Raw genomic sequence first — 14,645 nt, forward strand, 5'->3', positions numbered from 1 at the left:
GGTCAGCGACCGGCGTAGGGCAGCAGGGCCATCTCCCGGGCGTTCTTGATCGCCGCGGCGAGCTGCCGCTGCTGCTGGGAGGTGACCCGGGTGACCCGGCGGCTGCGGATCTTGCCGCGGTCGGAGATGAACCTGCGCAGCAGATCGACGTCCTTGTAGTCGATGTACGTGATCCCCGCCTGGTCCAGGGGGTTCGGCCGGGACTTCAGGGGCTTGCGTTCGCTCGTGCGGGGCATGGCGGGTCAGACCTCCAGGAGGGTGTCGAAGCCGGACGGCAGCCGCTTCCAGGCGTCCCGTCCGGCGGCGTACTCGGCGTCGGTGAGCAGGCAGGACTCCAGCAGCCGCGCCAGCCCGTCCCGGTCGAGGCCGGGCGAGGTGAAGACGAGGTGCTGGCAGCGGTCGCCGTGCTCGGGGTGCCAGTCCAGGGCCGCGGCGGCGCGGCGCACCGGCGGCACCATCTCCCAGGCCGCGTCCGGCAGCGAGGCGAGCCACGGCCCCGCGCCCTCCACGCAGAGCGCCCCGCCCGCCGCGTCCCAGTGCAGCAGCGTGTCCGGCTTGTCGGCGAGCCAGAACCGGCCCCGGCTGCGGGCCGCGGCACAGGTCAGGTCCTCCAGCGCCTGATAGAGCCGCTCCGGGTGGAAGGGGCGGCGCCGGTGCCACACCAGCGTCGAGACGCCGTGCGCGTCGGCCTCGGCGGGCAGCAGGGCACAGGCCGGGTGCTGGGCCGCCGCGGCGGCCTCGACGTCGAACCCGGCGAACGCGGCCCGCACGAGGGCGGAGGGGGTGGCACCCGCGGACCCGGAGGGGTCCGCGGGGGCGGTCGCCGCCGGGCCGGACGGTGGGCCCGCCGGGCCGCCGTGGCCGATCGGGACCTGACGGGCCGTCGGGTGGAGCTGGGCCAGCAGCTCACGGTCCTCGTCGTCGGCCTCCGGGGAGTCGGCGACGGCCAGGACGGGGGCGTACTCCAACTGCCGCGCGAAGGTGTCGGCGACCGTGCGCTGGTCGGTGGCGGCCGCCGCGAGGCCGCCCTCGGCGAGGTCGTCGCCGTTGGCGAGGTACGGCAGCACCAGCGCCGGATCGACGGCGGTGATCACGCCGGTGACGGTGAGGCCGCCGGCCGTCACCACCTCCGCCATCGCCTTGGGCTCGACGGAGTCCCACAGCTCGACGACGGCGAGCGGGACGGTCCCGGCGTCCGCGAGCCGTTCCAGCTCGGGCACCAGGTCCTCGCGCAGGGCACAGCAGGCGCAGTCGTTGACGAGCGGGGCCTCACCGGCGGACCGCACCCCGCCGGCGTCCCGTACCGTCCGCACGACCGTGCCCGCGGCGGCGGTCGCCAGGTCGTGGTGGAGTACGACGCTGCCGGGCACCTCGGCCAGCAGCCGGTCCACGGCCGCCCGGCGGGCGTCGGCGTGCAGTCCGCCGACGATCACGACGGGGAGCTTCCGCGCGGCCATCAGCCCTGCTTCCCGTACCGGCGCTCGAAGCGCTCCACGCGTCCGGCGGTGTCCAGGACGCGGGCGGTACCGGTGTAGAAGGGATGGCTGGCGTCCGAGATCTCGACGTCGACGACGGGATAGGTGTTCCCGTCCTCCCACTCGATCGTCTTCTCGCTCGTCATCGTGGAGCGGGTGAGGAAGGCGTGGCCGGCGGCGCGGTCGCGGAAGACGACCGGGCGGTACTCGGGGTGGATTCCCTCGCGCATGGCGGTGCTCAGCGCTCCTCTCGGAAGTCGACGTGCCGGCCGGCGACCGGGTCGTACTTGCGCAGGGTCAGCCGGTCCGGGTCGTTGCGGCGGTTCTTGCGGGTGACGTAGGTGAAGCCGGTCCCCGCGGTGGACCGCAGCTTGATGACCGGACGGAGTTCGTTGCGTGCCATGCTGCTATCTTACTGAAAATGATTCCCATTAACAGTAGGGCTTCGGCCCCTGCGAGGAGAGGTACGTCACCGTGTCCGCGCACTGCATGCTGACCGGCGCCCAGCCCGGCTTCGGCAACCGCATCTCCCACTCCCACCGGCGCACCTCGCGCCGGTTCGACCCCAACATCCAGACCAAGCGCTACTGGCTGCCGAGCGAGGGCCGGCACGTACGGCTGCGGCTGAGCGCGCGGGCGATCAGGACGGTCGACACGATCGGCGTCGAGGCGGCCGTGGCCCGCATCCGCGCCCGGGGGGTGCGGGTCTGATGGCGAAGAAGAGCAAGATCGCGAAGAACGAGCAGCGGCAGCGGATCGTCGCCCGCTACGCCGCCCGCCGCGCCGAGCTGAAGGAGATCGTCCGCAGCCCGTCCGCCACGGACGCCGAACGCGACGCCGCCCAGCGGGAACTGCGCCGCCAGCCCCGCGACGCCAGCGCCACCCGTGTCCGCAACCGCGACCAGACCGACGGCCGCCCCCGCGGCTACTTCCGCGCCTTCGGCCTCTCCCGCGTCTCCCTGCGCGAACAGGCGCATGCCGGACATCTGCCCGGGGTGCGCAAGTCGTCCTGGTAGCTTGCGGCTTGTCGTGGGCCGGTCCCGGCCGTCCGCTGGAGCTTGGAGCTTTTGGTGACGAAGGTGACGGTGGAAGAGGCGGCGCGTCGGACGTGCGCGGCGGGGGCCGGCTCGGGCTCCGCTCCCGGGAGGGCGCGGCGCCCGCTGCGGGCCTCGGCGGTGACGGTGGCGGGGCTGGCCGGGGTGCTGGTGCTCGGCGGGTGCGGCGGGGGCGGCGGGGACGGCGGGTCGGACGGCGAGGGAGCGGGGGGCGCGCGGACGAGTGCGTCCGGCTCTCCTTCCGCGTCCTCCTCCGGGGGCAGCGGGGACACCGGGAGCGCCGGGGCCTCTCCGTCCGGCGCGGCCGGTGAGCTGGAGGGCAGCTGGCTCGCCACCGCCGGCGGCAAGGCGGTCGCGCTGGTGGTCACCGGCACCCGGGCCGGCCTCTTCGCCACGGGCGGGACGGTGTGCAGCGGCGGCGCCGGCACCGCGGACGGCACCCGGACGATCCGCCTGACCTGCACGGACGGGAACAAGGACCGGGCGTCCGGAACGGTCGAGTCGGTCGACGGCTCCACCCTGGAGATCGACTGGTCAGGCAGCCTCGGCACGGAGACGTACGTCAAGGCCGAGGGCGGCAAGCTGCCGAGCGGGTTGCCCACGGCGGGGCTGAGGGGCTGAGGGGCTGAGAGGGCAGGGACGGAGACGTACGCCAAAGCCGAGGGCGGCAAGCTGCCGAGCGGATTGCCCACGGCGGGGCTGGGGGCTGAGAGGGCGCGGACGGAGACGTACGTCAAGGCCGAGGGCGGCAAGCTGCCGAGCGGGTTGCCCACGGCGGGGCTGAGGGGCTGAGAGGGCAGGGGTCGGACGGGCCGGGGGCGACCGGGGCCAGGCCGACGGGGGCGACCGGTACAGCCTGCCGGGGTCGGGCGAGCCAAGGCGACCGGGGCGGGTAACCTTGCCCCTCGCCCGATGGCCGAACACCTGCCTCCAGAGGACCCGTTCATGCGCACCACCCGGCCGACCGCCGTCGCCGCCACCGTCGTCGCGGCGCTCCTGCTGCCCCTGACCTCCTGCTCGGACGAGGGCGGTGGCACCGACGACCGCGGTGACGGTTCCGCCTGCCGGATCGGCGAGTCGGGCACCGAGGTCGCGGCGAGCCCCGCGCCGGCCGCCGGCGACACCGGCACCGTCACCGTGACCCTCACCAACCGCGGCGCCGAGTGCGTCCTCGACGGTTTCCCCGCGGTGACGCTCACCGCGGACGGTGCCGCGCGGGAACTCGGCCACGACGAGGGCGCCTCCGCCCGGAAACTGACCCTGGCCGAGGAGGCCGCCGCGTCCTTCACCGTCACCTATGTACGGGGCGACGGGGACGCCGGGAGCCTCGACGTCCGCGTGGCCCGCTTCGCCCTGCCGGGCGCCTCCGGCACCCACGAGATCCCCTGGTCCTACGGCCCGGTCGCGGCCCGGGCCGACGGGGCGGACGGCGTGCGGGCGACGGTGAGCGCGTTCCAGCAGATGGGCGACTGACCGGCGCGGTCGGCACGTTGGCGGCGTAGGGCCTGTCGTTTGGATCAGGCCCCGCTCACCGGCGCGATCCGAACGACAGGCCCTGGACCGGCCGCACCGGACGGGCCGGTCAGGGCAGCGGGGGCCGGCGGTCCACCGCCGCCCGGTCGGCCGCGCGGATGCCCTCGGTCCAGCCCGCCTCGTCCGAGACGCCCCGCAGCCGGGTGCTGACCGTCCGCGGGAACATCCGCGCCAGGTGGTCGGTGACCGCGACCTCGCGGGAGGCGAGCACCGGCAGCAGCTCCCGGTCCTCCCCCGCCGGGACCTCGGCGGCGGCCCGCAGCCGGGAGCCGACGCGGTGCGCGTACGCCGCCAGGAACGACTGCCGGAAGGTCTTGGTCCGCTTACGGCCGCCGGCCCGCTGGGCGGCCTCCGCACGGGTCATCGCCGTCTCGGCCTGCACCAGCAGGGACGTGTACAGCAGCTCGACCGCCGCGAGATCGGTCTCGAAACCGACCACGGTGGAGAAACCGAACTCCTCGTTCCACACCGCCCGGCAGTGATTGGCCGCGGCCACCGCGTCCAGCAGCACCGCCTTGGCCTGCTCGTACGGCGGTTCCACCCCGAGCCGGCAGGCCCCGGGGGTGCCCGGCGCGGGCGCGCGGGCCGCGAGCAGCGCCTCGTCGACGCTGTGCCGGGCCATCAGCTCCTGCGCCTTGGCGCTCAGCGCCTCCGCCTCCTCGGGGTAGCCGGTCGCCTCCGCCTTGGCCAGCAGCGCGCGGATGCGGGCGAGGGCGCGCGTCCGCGGCCCCCGCCCCGGCCCGTCCGGCTCACCGGGGGCCGCGCCGGTCGGTTCCGGGTCGTCCAGCGGTTCCAGCGCGGGCAGCCGCAGCAGCAGGCGGTACAGCTCCAGTACGGCGGTGGCGCGCGCGAAACGGTCGACGCGGGCCGCCCCCGCGGGCGCCCCGGCGGGGAGGTCGTCGAGCTGGGCCGCCCAGCGCGGGCCGCGCGGGCCGTCGTCCGCCGCCTGGTCCCGGATCAGGTCGGCGGCCAGCCGCAGGTGGATGTCGTCCAGGTCCCGCCGTACGACGCGTAGGACGTCGGCGGGCTGCCAGCCGCGCCGCCAGGCCCCGGCCACGAACTCCCGCCCCCGGCGGCCGACTTCCGGGTCCGTCGCCGGATCGGCGGCGAGCAGGGAGGCCGCGCTGTCGAGGGAGGCGTCCCCGGTGTCGTACAGGGCGGTCCGGAAGGCGCGGTCGACGGTCCCGGCGGGGCTGGTGTTGCTCACCCGGCGATGGTGCCACGGCCGCCGGCCGGGACTCCTCCCGGTGTCTTCCCGGCAGCCGATCCGACTGTCAACCCATGGTTGACACCCCAGGGGGCGCAACCTACGGTTGACACATGACGACGAATCCGAGCCCGAATCCGAGCCCGAACGCGAACCCGAGCGCGAACCCGAAGCCGGCCGTCGCGGCGTCCGTACGTCTCGACGACCTGATCGCCGCCATCAAGAAGGTGCACGCCGAACCCCTCGAACAGCTCCAGGACGCCGTCCTCGCCGGGGAACACCTCGGGGAGGTCGCGGACCACCTGATCGGCCACTTCGTGGACCAGGCCCGTCGCTCGGGGGCGTCCTGGACCGACATCGGCCGGCGGATGGGCGTCACCCGGCAGGCCGCCCAGAAGCGTTTCGTACCGAAGGAGTCCACCGGCACGGACGCCGGCGAGGGCTTCAGCCGCTACACGCCCCGCGCGCAGAACGCGGTGATGGCCGCGCACAACGAGGCCAGGAACGCCCGGAACGCCGAAGGCGTCCCCGAGCACCTCGTCCTCGGCCTGCTCAGCGAGCCCGAGGGCCTCGCCGTGAAGGCGATCGCCGCGCAGGGCGTGACCCCGGCCGCCGTCCGCGAGGCGGCGCTCGCCGCCCTCCCCCCGGCCGCCGCCGAGGCCCCGGAACTCGTGCCGTACGGCCCGGCCGCGAAGAAGGCCCTGGAACTCACCTTCCGCGAGGCCCTCCGCCTCGGCCACCACTACATCGGCACCGAGCACCTCCTCCTCGCCCTGCTGGAGCACGAGAACGGCGAGGGCGTCCTCAGCGGTCTCGGCATCAGCAAGGAGCGGACGGAGGAGTACGTCGTCGAGGCCCTGTCCCTGCTGCTGAAGTCCGCGGAGGAGAAGCCGGCCGACGGCTGACCGTCCCGAGGCCGATGTCAGACCCCGCTGCGACACTCGCGGTATGGATACGGCGGACCGGTGGCTGCTCGCCGAGGCCGAGGACGGCGGCGTGGACGTGGCCCCCCTCGGCCCCGACGGGCTGCCCGCCGCACCGGTACGGCACGAGGCGGACCCCGCCGAGGCGGTGCGCCGCCGCCCGGACGTCACCCGCTGGGTCTGGCGCTCCACCGCCGAGCTCTACCCGCGCCTGCTGGCCGCGGGGGTCCGGGTGGAGCGGTGCTACGACATCGAGGACGCCGAGACCCTGCTGCTCGGCCACGAGGGCCGCTCCGGCAGCCCCCGGTCGGCCGCCGCCGCCCTGGCCCGGCTGCGCGGCACCCCCGTACCCCCCGATCCGCCCCAGCGCTCCGCCGCCCCGGGCGCCCAGCCCCTCCTCTTCGAGCCCCGCCCGGCCGCCCGCCTCTCCCTCCCCGACCTCGCCGCCGTCTACGCCGGGCAGCAGCGGCGGCACGGCCTCACCGAGCACCCGGACCGGATGCGGCTGCTGACGGCGAGCGAGTCGGCGGGAATGCTGGTGGCCGCCGAGATGAACCACGCGGGGCTGCCCTGGCGGGCCGACGTGCACCGCGAGGTCCTGCACGGTCTGCTGGGCGAGCGGTACGCGGGCGGCGGCGAGCCCCGCCGGCTGGCCGAGCTGGCCGACGAGGTCTCCGCCGCCTTCGGCCGCCGGGTCCGCCCCGACCTGCCCGCCGATGTCGTCAAGGCGTTCGCGCAGGCCGGCATCAGGGTCCGCTCCACCCGCCGCTGGGAGCTGGAGTCCCTCGACCACCCGGCCGTGCGGCCCCTGCTGGAGTACAAGAGGCTGTACCGGATCTGGGTCGCCCACGGCTGGTCGTGGCTCCAGGACTGGGTCCGCGACGGCCGGTTCCGCCCGGAGTTCCAGGCAGGCGGCACGGTCACCGGCCGCTGGGTCACCAACGGCGGCGGCGGGCTGCAGATCCCGAAGGTCATCCGCCGGGCCGTCGTCGCCGACCCGGGCTGGCGGCTGGTGGTCGCCGACGCCGACCAGATGGAACCGCGCGTGCTGGCCGCGATCTCCCGCGACCCCGGCCTGATGGAGGTCGCCGCCCGGGAGACCGACCTCTACCAGGCCGTCTCCGACCGCGCCTTCTCCGGCGACCGCGCACAGGCCAAACTGGCCGTCCTCGGCGCGGTCTACGGCCAGACCTCGGGCGACGGCCTCAAGAACCTGGCCGCGCTCAGACGCCGCTTCCCCCGGGCCGTGGCCTACGTCGACGACGCGGCCCGCGCCGGCGAGGAGGGCCGCCTGGTCCGCACCTGGCTGGGCCGCACCTGCCCGCCGGCCACCGAGGACGACACCGGCGAGGCCGGCCTCCCCCAGGACGACCCGTCCCGGCCCGCCGCCACCACCGGCGCCCGCGCCCGCGGCCGCTTCGCCCGCAACTTCGTCGTCCAGGGCAGCGCCGCCGACTGGTCCCTCCTCCTGCTCGCCGCCCTCCGCCGCACCTGCGCGCCCCTCCGCGCGGAACTGGTCTTCTTCCAGCACGACGAGGTGATCGTCCACTGCCCCCGGGAGGAGGCCTCGACGGTCGTCGACGCGATCCGCGAGGCAGCCACCCTGGCGGGCCGCCTGACGTTCGGCGAGACACCGGTGCGGTTTCCGTTCACGACGGCGGTGGTGGGGTGTTACGCGGAGGCGAAGTGAGAAACCCGGCACACCGTGCCCCGAAGACGAGAGAACCCCAGTCCGGTAAGGCCCGGTCTGGGGTTCTCGACAAAGCCGCCTTCGGGATTCGAACCCGAGACCTACGCATTACGAGTGCGTTGCTCTGGCCATCTGAGCTAAGGCGGCGTGTCCCGCGCACCATGGTGCGATCAGCGACGTCGGTAAGTCTACACAGTTTCCGGGGGTGCTTCGTACCGGCCCCGGGCGGTCCCGGGGCCGGTGCCGCGGGGGTTACGAGCAGCGCTTGCCGTCGGCGGGGGCCGCGCCCCGCAGGAGGTAGGTGTTGATCGCGGAGTCGATGCAGGAGCTGCCGCGCCCGTAGGCGGTGTGGCCGTCGCCGTCGTAGGTGAGGAGGCGGCCGGAGGAGAGCTGGGCGGCGAGGGACTCGGCCCAGCGGTACGGGGTCGCCGGGTCCCGGGTAGTGCCGACCACGACGATCGGGGAGGCACCCGCGGCGGCGATGCGGTGCGGTTCCCCGGAGGGCTGGACCGGCCAGTACGCGCAGTTCAGGGAGGCCCAGGCGAGGCCCTCGCCGAAGACGGGGGACGCCTTCTCGAAGTCGGGGACCGCCGCGCGGACCTCGTCCGGGGTGGAGAAGGCCGCCGGGAGGTCGAGGCAGTTCACGGCTGCGTTGGCGGACATGAGGTTGCTGTAGGCGCCGTCCGGGTCGCGTTCGTAGTAGCTGTCGGACAGGGCCAGCAGGCCGGCGCCGTCGCCCTTCCTCATCGCCGCCGTCAGCGCCTCGCGCAGCTGGGGCCAGGCACCCTCGTCGTACATGGCCGCGATGACGCCGGTGGTGGCCAGGGACTCGGTGAGGACGCGGCCGTCGCCGGTGCGGATCGGGCGGGTGTCCAGCTTGCCGAAGAACGCCTTGAGGGCGTCGCCGGCCCGGCGCGGGGTGGTGCCCGGGCCGCCGAGCGGGCAGCCGGACCGGCGGACGCAGTCCTTCGCGAAGGACCGGAACGCGGTCTCGAAGCCGGCCGTCTGCTCCCGGTTCAGCTGCCGCGCGGACAGGGACGGGTCCATCGCCCCGTCCAGCACCAGGCGGCCGACCCGGTCAGGGAACAGCCCGGCGTACGTCGCCCCCAGGAACGTCCCGTACGACGCCCCCACGTACGTGAGCCTCTCGTCGCCCAGCACCGCGCGGAGCAGGTCCATGTCGCGGGCCGACTCGACGGTCGAGACATGACGGAGCAGCTCGGGGGCGTCGGCGCCGCAGCCCTCGGCGAAGTCCTTGTAGGCGTCGACGAGCTTCTCGGTCTCCTGCTCGTCGTCCGGGGTGGTGTCCGTCCGCGTGTAGGCGTCCATCTTCGGCCCGTCGAGGCACTCCACCGGCTCGCTGCGGGCCACGCCCCTGGGGTCGACGGCCACCATGTCGTAGCGGGCGCGGACCTCCTCGGGGTAGCCGATGCCGGCGTACTGCTGGAGGTAGCCGACCGCCGAACCGCCCGGCCCGCCGGGGTTCACCAGCAGCGAGCCTAGCCGCTTCCCCGGTCCCGTCGCCTTCTTGCGGGCCACGGCGAGACGGACCTCGCCCCGGGACGGCTCGGCGTAGTCCAGCGGCGCCTTCATCGTGGCGCACTGGAAACCGGGGACACCGCACTCCCGCCAGCTCAGCTTCTGCCCGTAGTACGGCGACAGCGCCGACGGCGTGGCCCGCGGGAGCGCGGCCAGCGTCGCTCCCGAGGCCGACGCCGCCGAGGTCGTCGCGCCCGACGCGGAGCAGGCGGCGGTGAGCAGCGCGGCGGCGAGGAGGGCGAGACCGGTGCGGGTTCTGCGGAGAGTGCGCCTTGTGTGCATCCAGCGAGCGTAACGCTCGGCGACGGCTCGGGCGCCGTGCGTGGTCGATGTGCCACGGACGAGTTACCCGGCGTCCGGGCCCGCCCCACCGCGCCTCTCCCACCGCGCCTCCCCCACCGTGCCGCGCCCCGCCCCGCTGCCGGGGCCCGCCCAGCCCGCCCGCCGTCGGGGCCCGCTCAGCCCGCTCTCAGTGCCATCGTCATCGCCTCCACGGCCAGCAGCGGTGCCACGTTGCGGTCGAGGGCCTCGCGGCAGGCGCCGATCGCCTCGATACGGCGCAGGGTGGCCTCCGGGGTGCCGGAGCGGGCCAGCCGCTCCAGGGCGTCCTCCGCGTCGGCGTTGGCGATGGCGACCCGGGAGCCGAGCTGCAGGGCGAGGACGTCGCGGTAGAAGGCGGTGAGGTCGGTGAGGGCGAGGTCGAGGCTGTCGCGCTGGGTACGGGTCCGGCGCCGCTTCTGCATGTCCTCCAGGTCCTTCATCACACCCGCCGTGCCGCGCGGCATCCGGCCGCCCTGGGCCGCGCCGAGCGCCGCCTTCAGCTCCTCCGTCTCCTTGCCGTCCACCTGCTCGGCGAGCTGCTTGGCGTCCTCGCTCGCCGCGTCGACCAGTTCCTGGGCGGCCTTGAGGGCGCCGCCGACGTCCTCGACGCGCAGCGGCAGCTTCAACACGGCGGCGCGGCGCGCGCGGGCGGCCGGGTCGGTGGCCAGCCGCCGGGCCCGGTCGACGTGGCCCTGGGTGGCGCGTGCGACGGAGGCGGCGACGTCCGGCTCGATGCCGTCGCGGCGGACGAGCATGTCGGCGACGGCGGCGACGGAGGGCGTGCGCAGGTTCAGGTGGCGGCAGCGGGAGCGGATCGTGGGCAGGACGTCCTCGATCGAGGGGGCGCAGAGCAGCCAGACCGTGCGCGGGGCCGGTTCCTCGACGGCCTTGAGGACGGCGTTGGCCGACTTCTCGTTCAGCCGCTCGGCGTCCTCGACGAGGATGATCTGCCAGCGGCCGTTGGCCGGCGAGGTGAACGACTTGCGGACGGTGTCGCGCATGTCGTCCACGAGGATCTGCGCGCCGACGGCCGCGACCGTGCTGACGTCCGCGTGGGTGCCGACGAGCGCGGTGTGGCAGCCGTCGCAGAATCCGCAGCCGGGGACGCCGCCCAGCGCCCGGTCGGGGCTGACGCACTGGAGCGCGGCGGCGAAGGCCCGTGCCGTCTGGTTCACCCCGGCGCCGGGCGGGCCGGTGAACAGCCAGGCGTGCGTCATCTTCGACGAGGCGGGCGGCGGCGTGTCGGCCGCGGCGGCGGTGACGAGGGCGTCGGCGTCGCGGGCGGCGGCGGTGAGCTGCTCGCTCACCTTCTCCTGTCCGACCAGGTCGTCCCATACGGTCATGGGTCACGCCGTCCTTCCGTCCGCTGCCCGTCCCGCGCTCGGAACCCGGGCCGTCTTCCCGCGCAGCATCCCGTGCCTGCCGCGCCCCTTTCATTGTGGACGCGGCCACTGACAACGGACGCCGCCGAGCGGCCTGGGCCTGTCGTTCGGATCACGCCGCAGACGCGGGGAAGACGCAGCCGATTCCCCGCGACCTGGTCCGAACGACAGGCCCTAAGCCGGTGCGCGGAGCCGCCCGCGGCACCCGGCACGCTCGGCGACCGCCGACGGCGGACCGCGCCGAGGGCTCAGCGCCCCCGGCCACCCCGCCCCCGGCGCCCGTCGTCGTCACCGTCGTCGCGCGGGCCGAGCAGTTCGTCCGCCAGGGTCGGCAGGTCGTCCAGCGGGGTCTCCTCGGCCCAGTCCGGCCGGGGCCTGCGGCGCGTGGCCTGCGGCGCGTCGGCGGGGTCGACCTGGGGCAGTTCCCGCGTACGCTCCTCGCCCCCGTCGGCCCGGTCCCGCCCGGCGTCGCGCTGCTCGTCCCGGAAGTACCCGGGCGGAACCCGGTCGGCCGGCCCGTCCTCCCGCACCTGCGGCAGCACCGCCGTCTCGTCGGCCGCACCCGGCGCCACCGGAGGCAGCACCGCCGTCTCCTCCGCCGCACCACCCGGCGCGACCGACGGCAGCTCGGCCGTCACCTCGGCCTCACCCGGACGTACCGCCGGCAGGACCGCCGTCTCCTCCGCCTCGCTCGGCGTGCCGGACGCGGCCGGGGAGACCGGCGCCGCCGGCGGCAGCGGCAGTTCGGCCGTCACCTCGGCCTCGGAGGCCCCGGGGTGCTGGTCCTTGGCGAGGCTGACGCGCTCCCCGCTACCGGGGCGGTCCGCGAAGTCGTCCCGCGCCGGCCGCCGGGGCGTGCCCGCCGCGGGCGGCGGGGTGGGCCGGGGCCCGGTCGCCGCCGCTGCCGCCGCCTGCTCCGCCGCCCGGCGTGCCTCCTCGGCCCGCAGCAGCGCCTCCTCGGCCTTGCGCTGCTTCTCCAGGCGCCGCGCCTCGGCCTCGGCCCGCAGCCGCGCCTCTTCCTCGGCCTGCTTGCGCAGCCGCTCCTGCTCGGCCTTGCGCCGGGCCTCCTCCTCGGCCCGCGCCTTCTCCTCCGCGAGCAGCCGCTGCCGTTCCTCCTCGGCCTTGCGGCGCGCCTCCTCGGCCCGCTGCCGGGCCTCCTCCGCCTGCCGTTCGGCCTCGCGGCGCTGCGCCTCCTCCAGCTCGCGCCGCTTGCGCTCTTCCTCTTCCTTGCGCAGCCGCTCCAGCTCCGCGAGGCGCTCCCGCTCCAGCCGCTCCTCCTCGGCCTTGCGGGCGGCCTCCTCCTCGGCCCTGCGCCGGGCCTCTTCCTCCGCCTTGCGGCGCGCCTCCTCCTGGGCCTTGATCTCGGCCTCGGACAGCGGCAGCACCCGGTCGAGCCGGTGCCGTACGGCGGTGGTGACGGCCTCGGGCTCCTGGCCCGCGTCGACCACCAGGTACCGCCCGGGGTCGGCGGCGGCCAGGGTCAGGAAACCGGCGCGCACGCGCGCGTGGAACTCGGCGGGCTCCGACTCCAGCCGGTCGGGCGCCTCGGTGAACCGCTCGCGGGCGGCCTCCGGCGCGACGTCGAGGAGCACCGTCAGGTGCGGGACCAGCCCGTTGGTCGCCCAGCGGTTGATGCGGGCGATCTCGGTCGGGGAGAGATCCCGGCCGGCGCCCTGGTAGGCCACCGAGGAGTCGGTGTACCGGTCGGAGATGACGACCGCGCCGCGCTCCAGCGCGGGCCGGACGACCGTGTCGACGTGCTCCGCGCGGTCGGCGGCGTACAGCAGCGCCTCCGCGCGGTGCGACAGTCCGGCGCTGGAGACGTCCAGCAGGATGGAGCGCAGCCGCTTGCCGACCGGCGTGGCGCCCGGCTCCCGGGTGAGCACGACCTCGTGGCCCTTGCCGCGGATCCACTCGGCGAGCGCCTCCGCCTGGGTGGACTTCCCGGCGCCGTCGCCGCCCTCCAGGGCGATGAAGAAACCGTTCGACGCGGGTGCCTGCACCGGGTCGTCGCCGCCGAGCAGCGCGTCCCGCAGGTCGTGCCGGAGCGGCACCCCGGAGCGGTCGTCGATCTTGGCCAGGACCAGCGCGGCCACCGGCAGCAGCAGCGCGCCGACCAGCATCAGCGTGAACGCGGCGCCGCCGTGCGCGAAGACGAACCTGCCGCTCTCCAGCCGGTGCGGCCCGATGCCCGCCGCCACCAGGGGCGCGATCACCGCGGCGAGCGCCACGACGAACCGTACGCACGCGTGCAGGTGCTCGGTGGTCCGGGCCCGGCGGGACTCCTCGGTCTCCTGGTCGAGCAGGGCGTGCCCGACGTTGGCGGCGACACCGGCGCACGCCCCGGCCAGCGCCAGGAGCAGCAGCACGGTGGTGCCGTCCGGGACCAGCCCGGCGACCAGCAGGGTGATCCCCTCGGTGGCGATCGCCAGGGCCAGCAGCCGCCGCCGGGACAGCGAGGGCAGCAGGGCGGGCGCCGTCCGGATGCCGGCGACCACGCCGCCGGTCAGCACCCCGACGGCCAGCCCGAACAGCACCGGCCCGCCGCCCAGGTCCTTGGCGTGCAGGACGGCGACGGCGACCGCGGCGCCGACCGCGCCCGCGACCGCCGCGCAGGCCAGCACCAGCAGCGGCAGGACACCGGTGCGCCCCTTGTCGGCGCTCGTGCCGCGCTTCGGGCGGCGCAGTCCCTCAAGCGGCGAGCGCGCGCGGGGGGTGCGCACCGCGGGCAGCTCCAGGAAGCTCAGTACGGAGACGGACGCGGCGAACAGTCCGGCCGCCACGTACGAGGCGAGGGCCGCCTGGTGCTCGGCGAACCAGTCGAGGCCGGCGCCGAGGAGGTTGTTCAGCAGCCCGGCGACGACGAGTGCCACCGCGGCGAGGGGAACCGCCACGAAGCCGGTACGCAGCGACAGGCGGCGCAGCGCGTCCATGTGGTCGGGCAGCGGGCGTACCGTCGCGCCCTCCAGGGGCGGCGCGGGCAGCAGCGCGGGGGCCGCGCTCTCCCGGCACACCGTCCAGAACCGCTCGGCGACACCGCTGACGAAGACGGTCGCCAGCAGCGCGGCGAGCGCGTCGTCCGGCGTCCAGTCGATCCACAGCGGCGCGACGATCAGCAGCGCCGCCCGCAGTCCGTCGGCACCCACCATGGTCCAGCGGCGGTCGAGCGGGCCGTCCGGCGAGGTGAGCGAGGTGAGCGGTCCGAGCAGGACGGCGCCGAAGAGCACGGTCGCCAGGATGCGCAGCGCGAAAACGGTCGCCACCGCGAACGCCACGCCCCGGTAGCCGCCCCCGAACGAGCCCGCCGATATGGCCGCCTGAACGGACAGCAGGACCAGGACCAGCAGGGCGAGGGTGTCGCCGATGCCGCCCACGAGATGGGCGCTCCACAACCGCCGCAGCCGCGGCTGGCGCAGCAGGGCACGGACGGCGCGCTCGCGGGAGTCCGCGACCAGCGCTGCGTCGGGGGCCGGGTGTGGGGCCGTTGGCTGATCGGCTCGCGTCATGCGTTCAGCCTAGC

At 75.6% G+C, this 14,645-nt stretch carries 14 protein-coding genes and 1 tRNA gene; 6 read left to right on the plus strand and 9 right to left on the minus strand.

Features of this window, described 5'->3' with window-relative positions; all coding sequences use genetic code 11:
* Positions 1 to 2: 2 nt before the first annotated feature.
* The 4 genes from rpsR to rpmG are packed head-to-tail and all read right to left on the minus strand — an operon-like array spanning position 3 to position 1,878.
* Positions 3 to 236, minus strand: a complete 234-nt coding sequence (rpsR, locus tag Sdagh_RS17580) for a 30S ribosomal protein S18 (protein WP_189421942.1) — start codon at positions 234 to 236, stop codon at positions 3 to 5.
* A gap of 6 nt (positions 237 to 242) precedes the next feature.
* Positions 243 to 1,457 (minus strand): CobW family GTP-binding protein, encoded by a 1,215-nt coding sequence (locus Sdagh_RS17585; RefSeq protein WP_190012067.1) that lies wholly within the window; start codon positions 1,455 to 1,457, stop codon positions 243 to 245.
* Positions 1,457 to 1,705, minus strand: coding sequence for a type B 50S ribosomal protein L31 (locus Sdagh_RS17590; protein WP_190076957.1), 249 nt, complete (start codon positions 1,703 to 1,705; stop codon positions 1,457 to 1,459). Before Sdagh_RS17590 ends, Sdagh_RS17585 begins: the two co-directional genes overlap by 1 nt.
* Positions 1,706 to 1,713: 8 nt before the next feature.
* Positions 1,714 to 1,878 (minus strand): 50S ribosomal protein L33, encoded by a 165-nt coding sequence (rpmG, locus tag Sdagh_RS17595; RefSeq protein WP_044382365.1) that lies wholly within the window; start codon positions 1,876 to 1,878, stop codon positions 1,714 to 1,716.
* A gap of 71 nt (positions 1,879 to 1,949) precedes the next feature.
* On the opposite strand from rpmG, the gene rpmB reads away from it, so the two are divergent.
* The 4 genes from rpmB to Sdagh_RS17615 all read left to right on the plus strand — a co-directional run bounded on the left by rpmB (position 1,950) and on the right by Sdagh_RS17615 (position 4,003).
* The gene (gene rpmB, locus Sdagh_RS17600; protein WP_189421939.1) at positions 1,950 to 2,186 is read left to right on the plus strand and encodes a 50S ribosomal protein L28; all 237 of its coding nucleotides are present in this window, start codon (positions 1,950 to 1,952) and stop codon (positions 2,184 to 2,186) included.
* Positions 2,186 to 2,491, plus strand: a complete 306-nt coding sequence (gene rpsN / locus Sdagh_RS17605; protein WP_189421938.1) for a 30S ribosomal protein S14 — start codon at positions 2,186 to 2,188, stop codon at positions 2,489 to 2,491. The genes rpmB and rpsN overlap by 1 nt, the downstream gene beginning before the upstream one ends.
* A 144-nt stretch (positions 2,492 to 2,635) precedes the next feature.
* Positions 2,636 to 3,151 (plus strand): hypothetical protein, encoded by a 516-nt coding sequence (locus tag Sdagh_RS17610; protein WP_190077031.1) that lies wholly within the window; start codon positions 2,636 to 2,638, stop codon positions 3,149 to 3,151.
* Between the two features lie 324 nt (positions 3,152 to 3,475).
* Positions 3,476 to 4,003, plus strand: a complete 528-nt coding sequence (locus Sdagh_RS17615) for a DUF4232 domain-containing protein (protein ID WP_189422005.1) — start codon at positions 3,476 to 3,478, stop codon at positions 4,001 to 4,003.
* Positions 4,004 to 4,112: 109 nt separating this feature from the next.
* Here the strand turns inward: Sdagh_RS17615 and Sdagh_RS17620 are convergent, their stop codons facing one another.
* Positions 4,113 to 5,270 carry a DUF2786 domain-containing protein gene (locus Sdagh_RS17620; RefSeq protein WP_226535266.1) on the minus strand — a complete coding sequence of 386 codons (1,158 nt, stop codon included), beginning with the start codon at positions 5,268 to 5,270 and terminating at the stop codon, positions 4,113 to 4,115.
* A 113-nt stretch (positions 5,271 to 5,383) separates the two neighbouring features.
* Between Sdagh_RS17620 and Sdagh_RS17625 the strand changes: the two genes are divergently transcribed.
* Together Sdagh_RS17625 and Sdagh_RS17630 are read left to right on the plus strand one after the other, a co-directional pair.
* Entirely contained in the window at positions 5,384 to 6,175 is a 792-nt protein-coding gene (locus Sdagh_RS17625) for a Clp protease N-terminal domain-containing protein (RefSeq protein ID WP_189421937.1), read from the plus strand.
* A gap of 43 nt (positions 6,176 to 6,218) precedes the next feature.
* Positions 6,219 to 7,883 (plus strand): bifunctional 3'-5' exonuclease/DNA polymerase, encoded by a 1,665-nt coding sequence (locus tag Sdagh_RS17630; RefSeq protein WP_189421936.1) that lies wholly within the window; start codon positions 6,219 to 6,221, stop codon positions 7,881 to 7,883.
* Positions 7,884 to 7,956: 73 nt separating this feature from the next.
* On the opposite strand, the gene Sdagh_RS17635 is transcribed toward Sdagh_RS17630, so the two are convergent.
* The 4 genes from Sdagh_RS17635 to tmk all read right to left on the minus strand — a co-directional run bounded on the left by Sdagh_RS17635 (position 7,957) and on the right by tmk (position 14,631).
* Positions 7,957 to 8,030, minus strand: a tRNA-Thr gene (locus Sdagh_RS17635).
* Between the two features lie 105 nt (positions 8,031 to 8,135).
* A complete protein-coding gene (locus Sdagh_RS17640) occupies positions 8,136 to 9,704 on the minus strand; it encodes an alpha/beta hydrolase (RefSeq protein WP_190076958.1) in 1,569 nt (522 codons plus the stop codon).
* 176 nt (positions 9,705 to 9,880) lie between these two features.
* Positions 9,881 to 11,086, minus strand: coding sequence for a DNA polymerase III subunit delta' (locus Sdagh_RS17645; protein ID WP_189421934.1), 1,206 nt, complete (start codon positions 11,084 to 11,086; stop codon positions 9,881 to 9,883).
* Positions 11,087 to 11,373: 287 nt separating this feature from the next.
* Positions 11,374 to 14,631 carry a dTMP kinase gene (tmk, locus tag Sdagh_RS17650; protein WP_189421933.1) on the minus strand — a complete coding sequence of 1,086 codons (3,258 nt, stop codon included), beginning with the start codon at positions 14,629 to 14,631 and terminating at the stop codon, positions 11,374 to 11,376.
* Positions 14,632 to 14,645 lie beyond the last annotated feature (14 nt).

The organism is Streptomyces daghestanicus (assembly GCF_020521275.1).
Lineage (GTDB): Bacteria > Actinomycetota > Actinomycetes > Streptomycetales > Streptomycetaceae > Streptomyces > Streptomyces griseoviridis.

Excerpts from the sequence above, each read along its gene's own strand:
- rpsR (WP_189421942.1), bottom strand. The coding sequence starts at position 236 with ATGCCCCGCACGAGCGAACGCAAGCCCCTGAAGTCCCGGCCGAACCCC.
- Sdagh_RS17585 (WP_190012067.1), bottom strand. The coding sequence starts at position 1,457 with ATGGCCGCGCGGAAGCTCCCCGTCGTGATCGTCGGCGGACTGCACGCC.
- Sdagh_RS17590 (WP_190076957.1), bottom strand. The coding sequence starts at position 1,705 with ATGCGCGAGGGAATCCACCCCGAGTACCGCCCGGTCGTCTTCCGCGAC.
- rpmG (WP_044382365.1), bottom strand. The coding sequence starts at position 1,878 with ATGGCACGCAACGAACTCCGTCCGGTCATCAAGCTGCGGTCCACCGCG.
- rpsN (WP_189421938.1), top strand. The coding sequence starts at position 2,186 with ATGGCGAAGAAGAGCAAGATCGCGAAGAACGAGCAGCGGCAGCGGATC.
- Sdagh_RS17615 (WP_189422005.1), top strand. The coding sequence starts at position 3,476 with ATGCGCACCACCCGGCCGACCGCCGTCGCCGCCACCGTCGTCGCGGCG.
- Sdagh_RS17625 (WP_189421937.1), top strand. The coding sequence starts at position 5,384 with ATGACGACGAATCCGAGCCCGAATCCGAGCCCGAACGCGAACCCGAGC.
- Sdagh_RS17630 (WP_189421936.1), top strand. The coding sequence starts at position 6,219 with ATGGATACGGCGGACCGGTGGCTGCTCGCCGAGGCCGAGGACGGCGGC.
- Sdagh_RS17640 (WP_190076958.1), bottom strand. The coding sequence starts at position 9,704 with ATGCACACAAGGCGCACTCTCCGCAGAACCCGCACCGGTCTCGCCCTC.
- Sdagh_RS17645 (WP_189421934.1), bottom strand. The coding sequence starts at position 11,086 with ATGACCGTATGGGACGACCTGGTCGGACAGGAGAAGGTGAGCGAGCAG.
- tmk (WP_189421933.1), bottom strand. The coding sequence starts at position 14,631 with ATGACGCGAGCCGATCAGCCAACGGCCCCACACCCGGCCCCCGACGCA.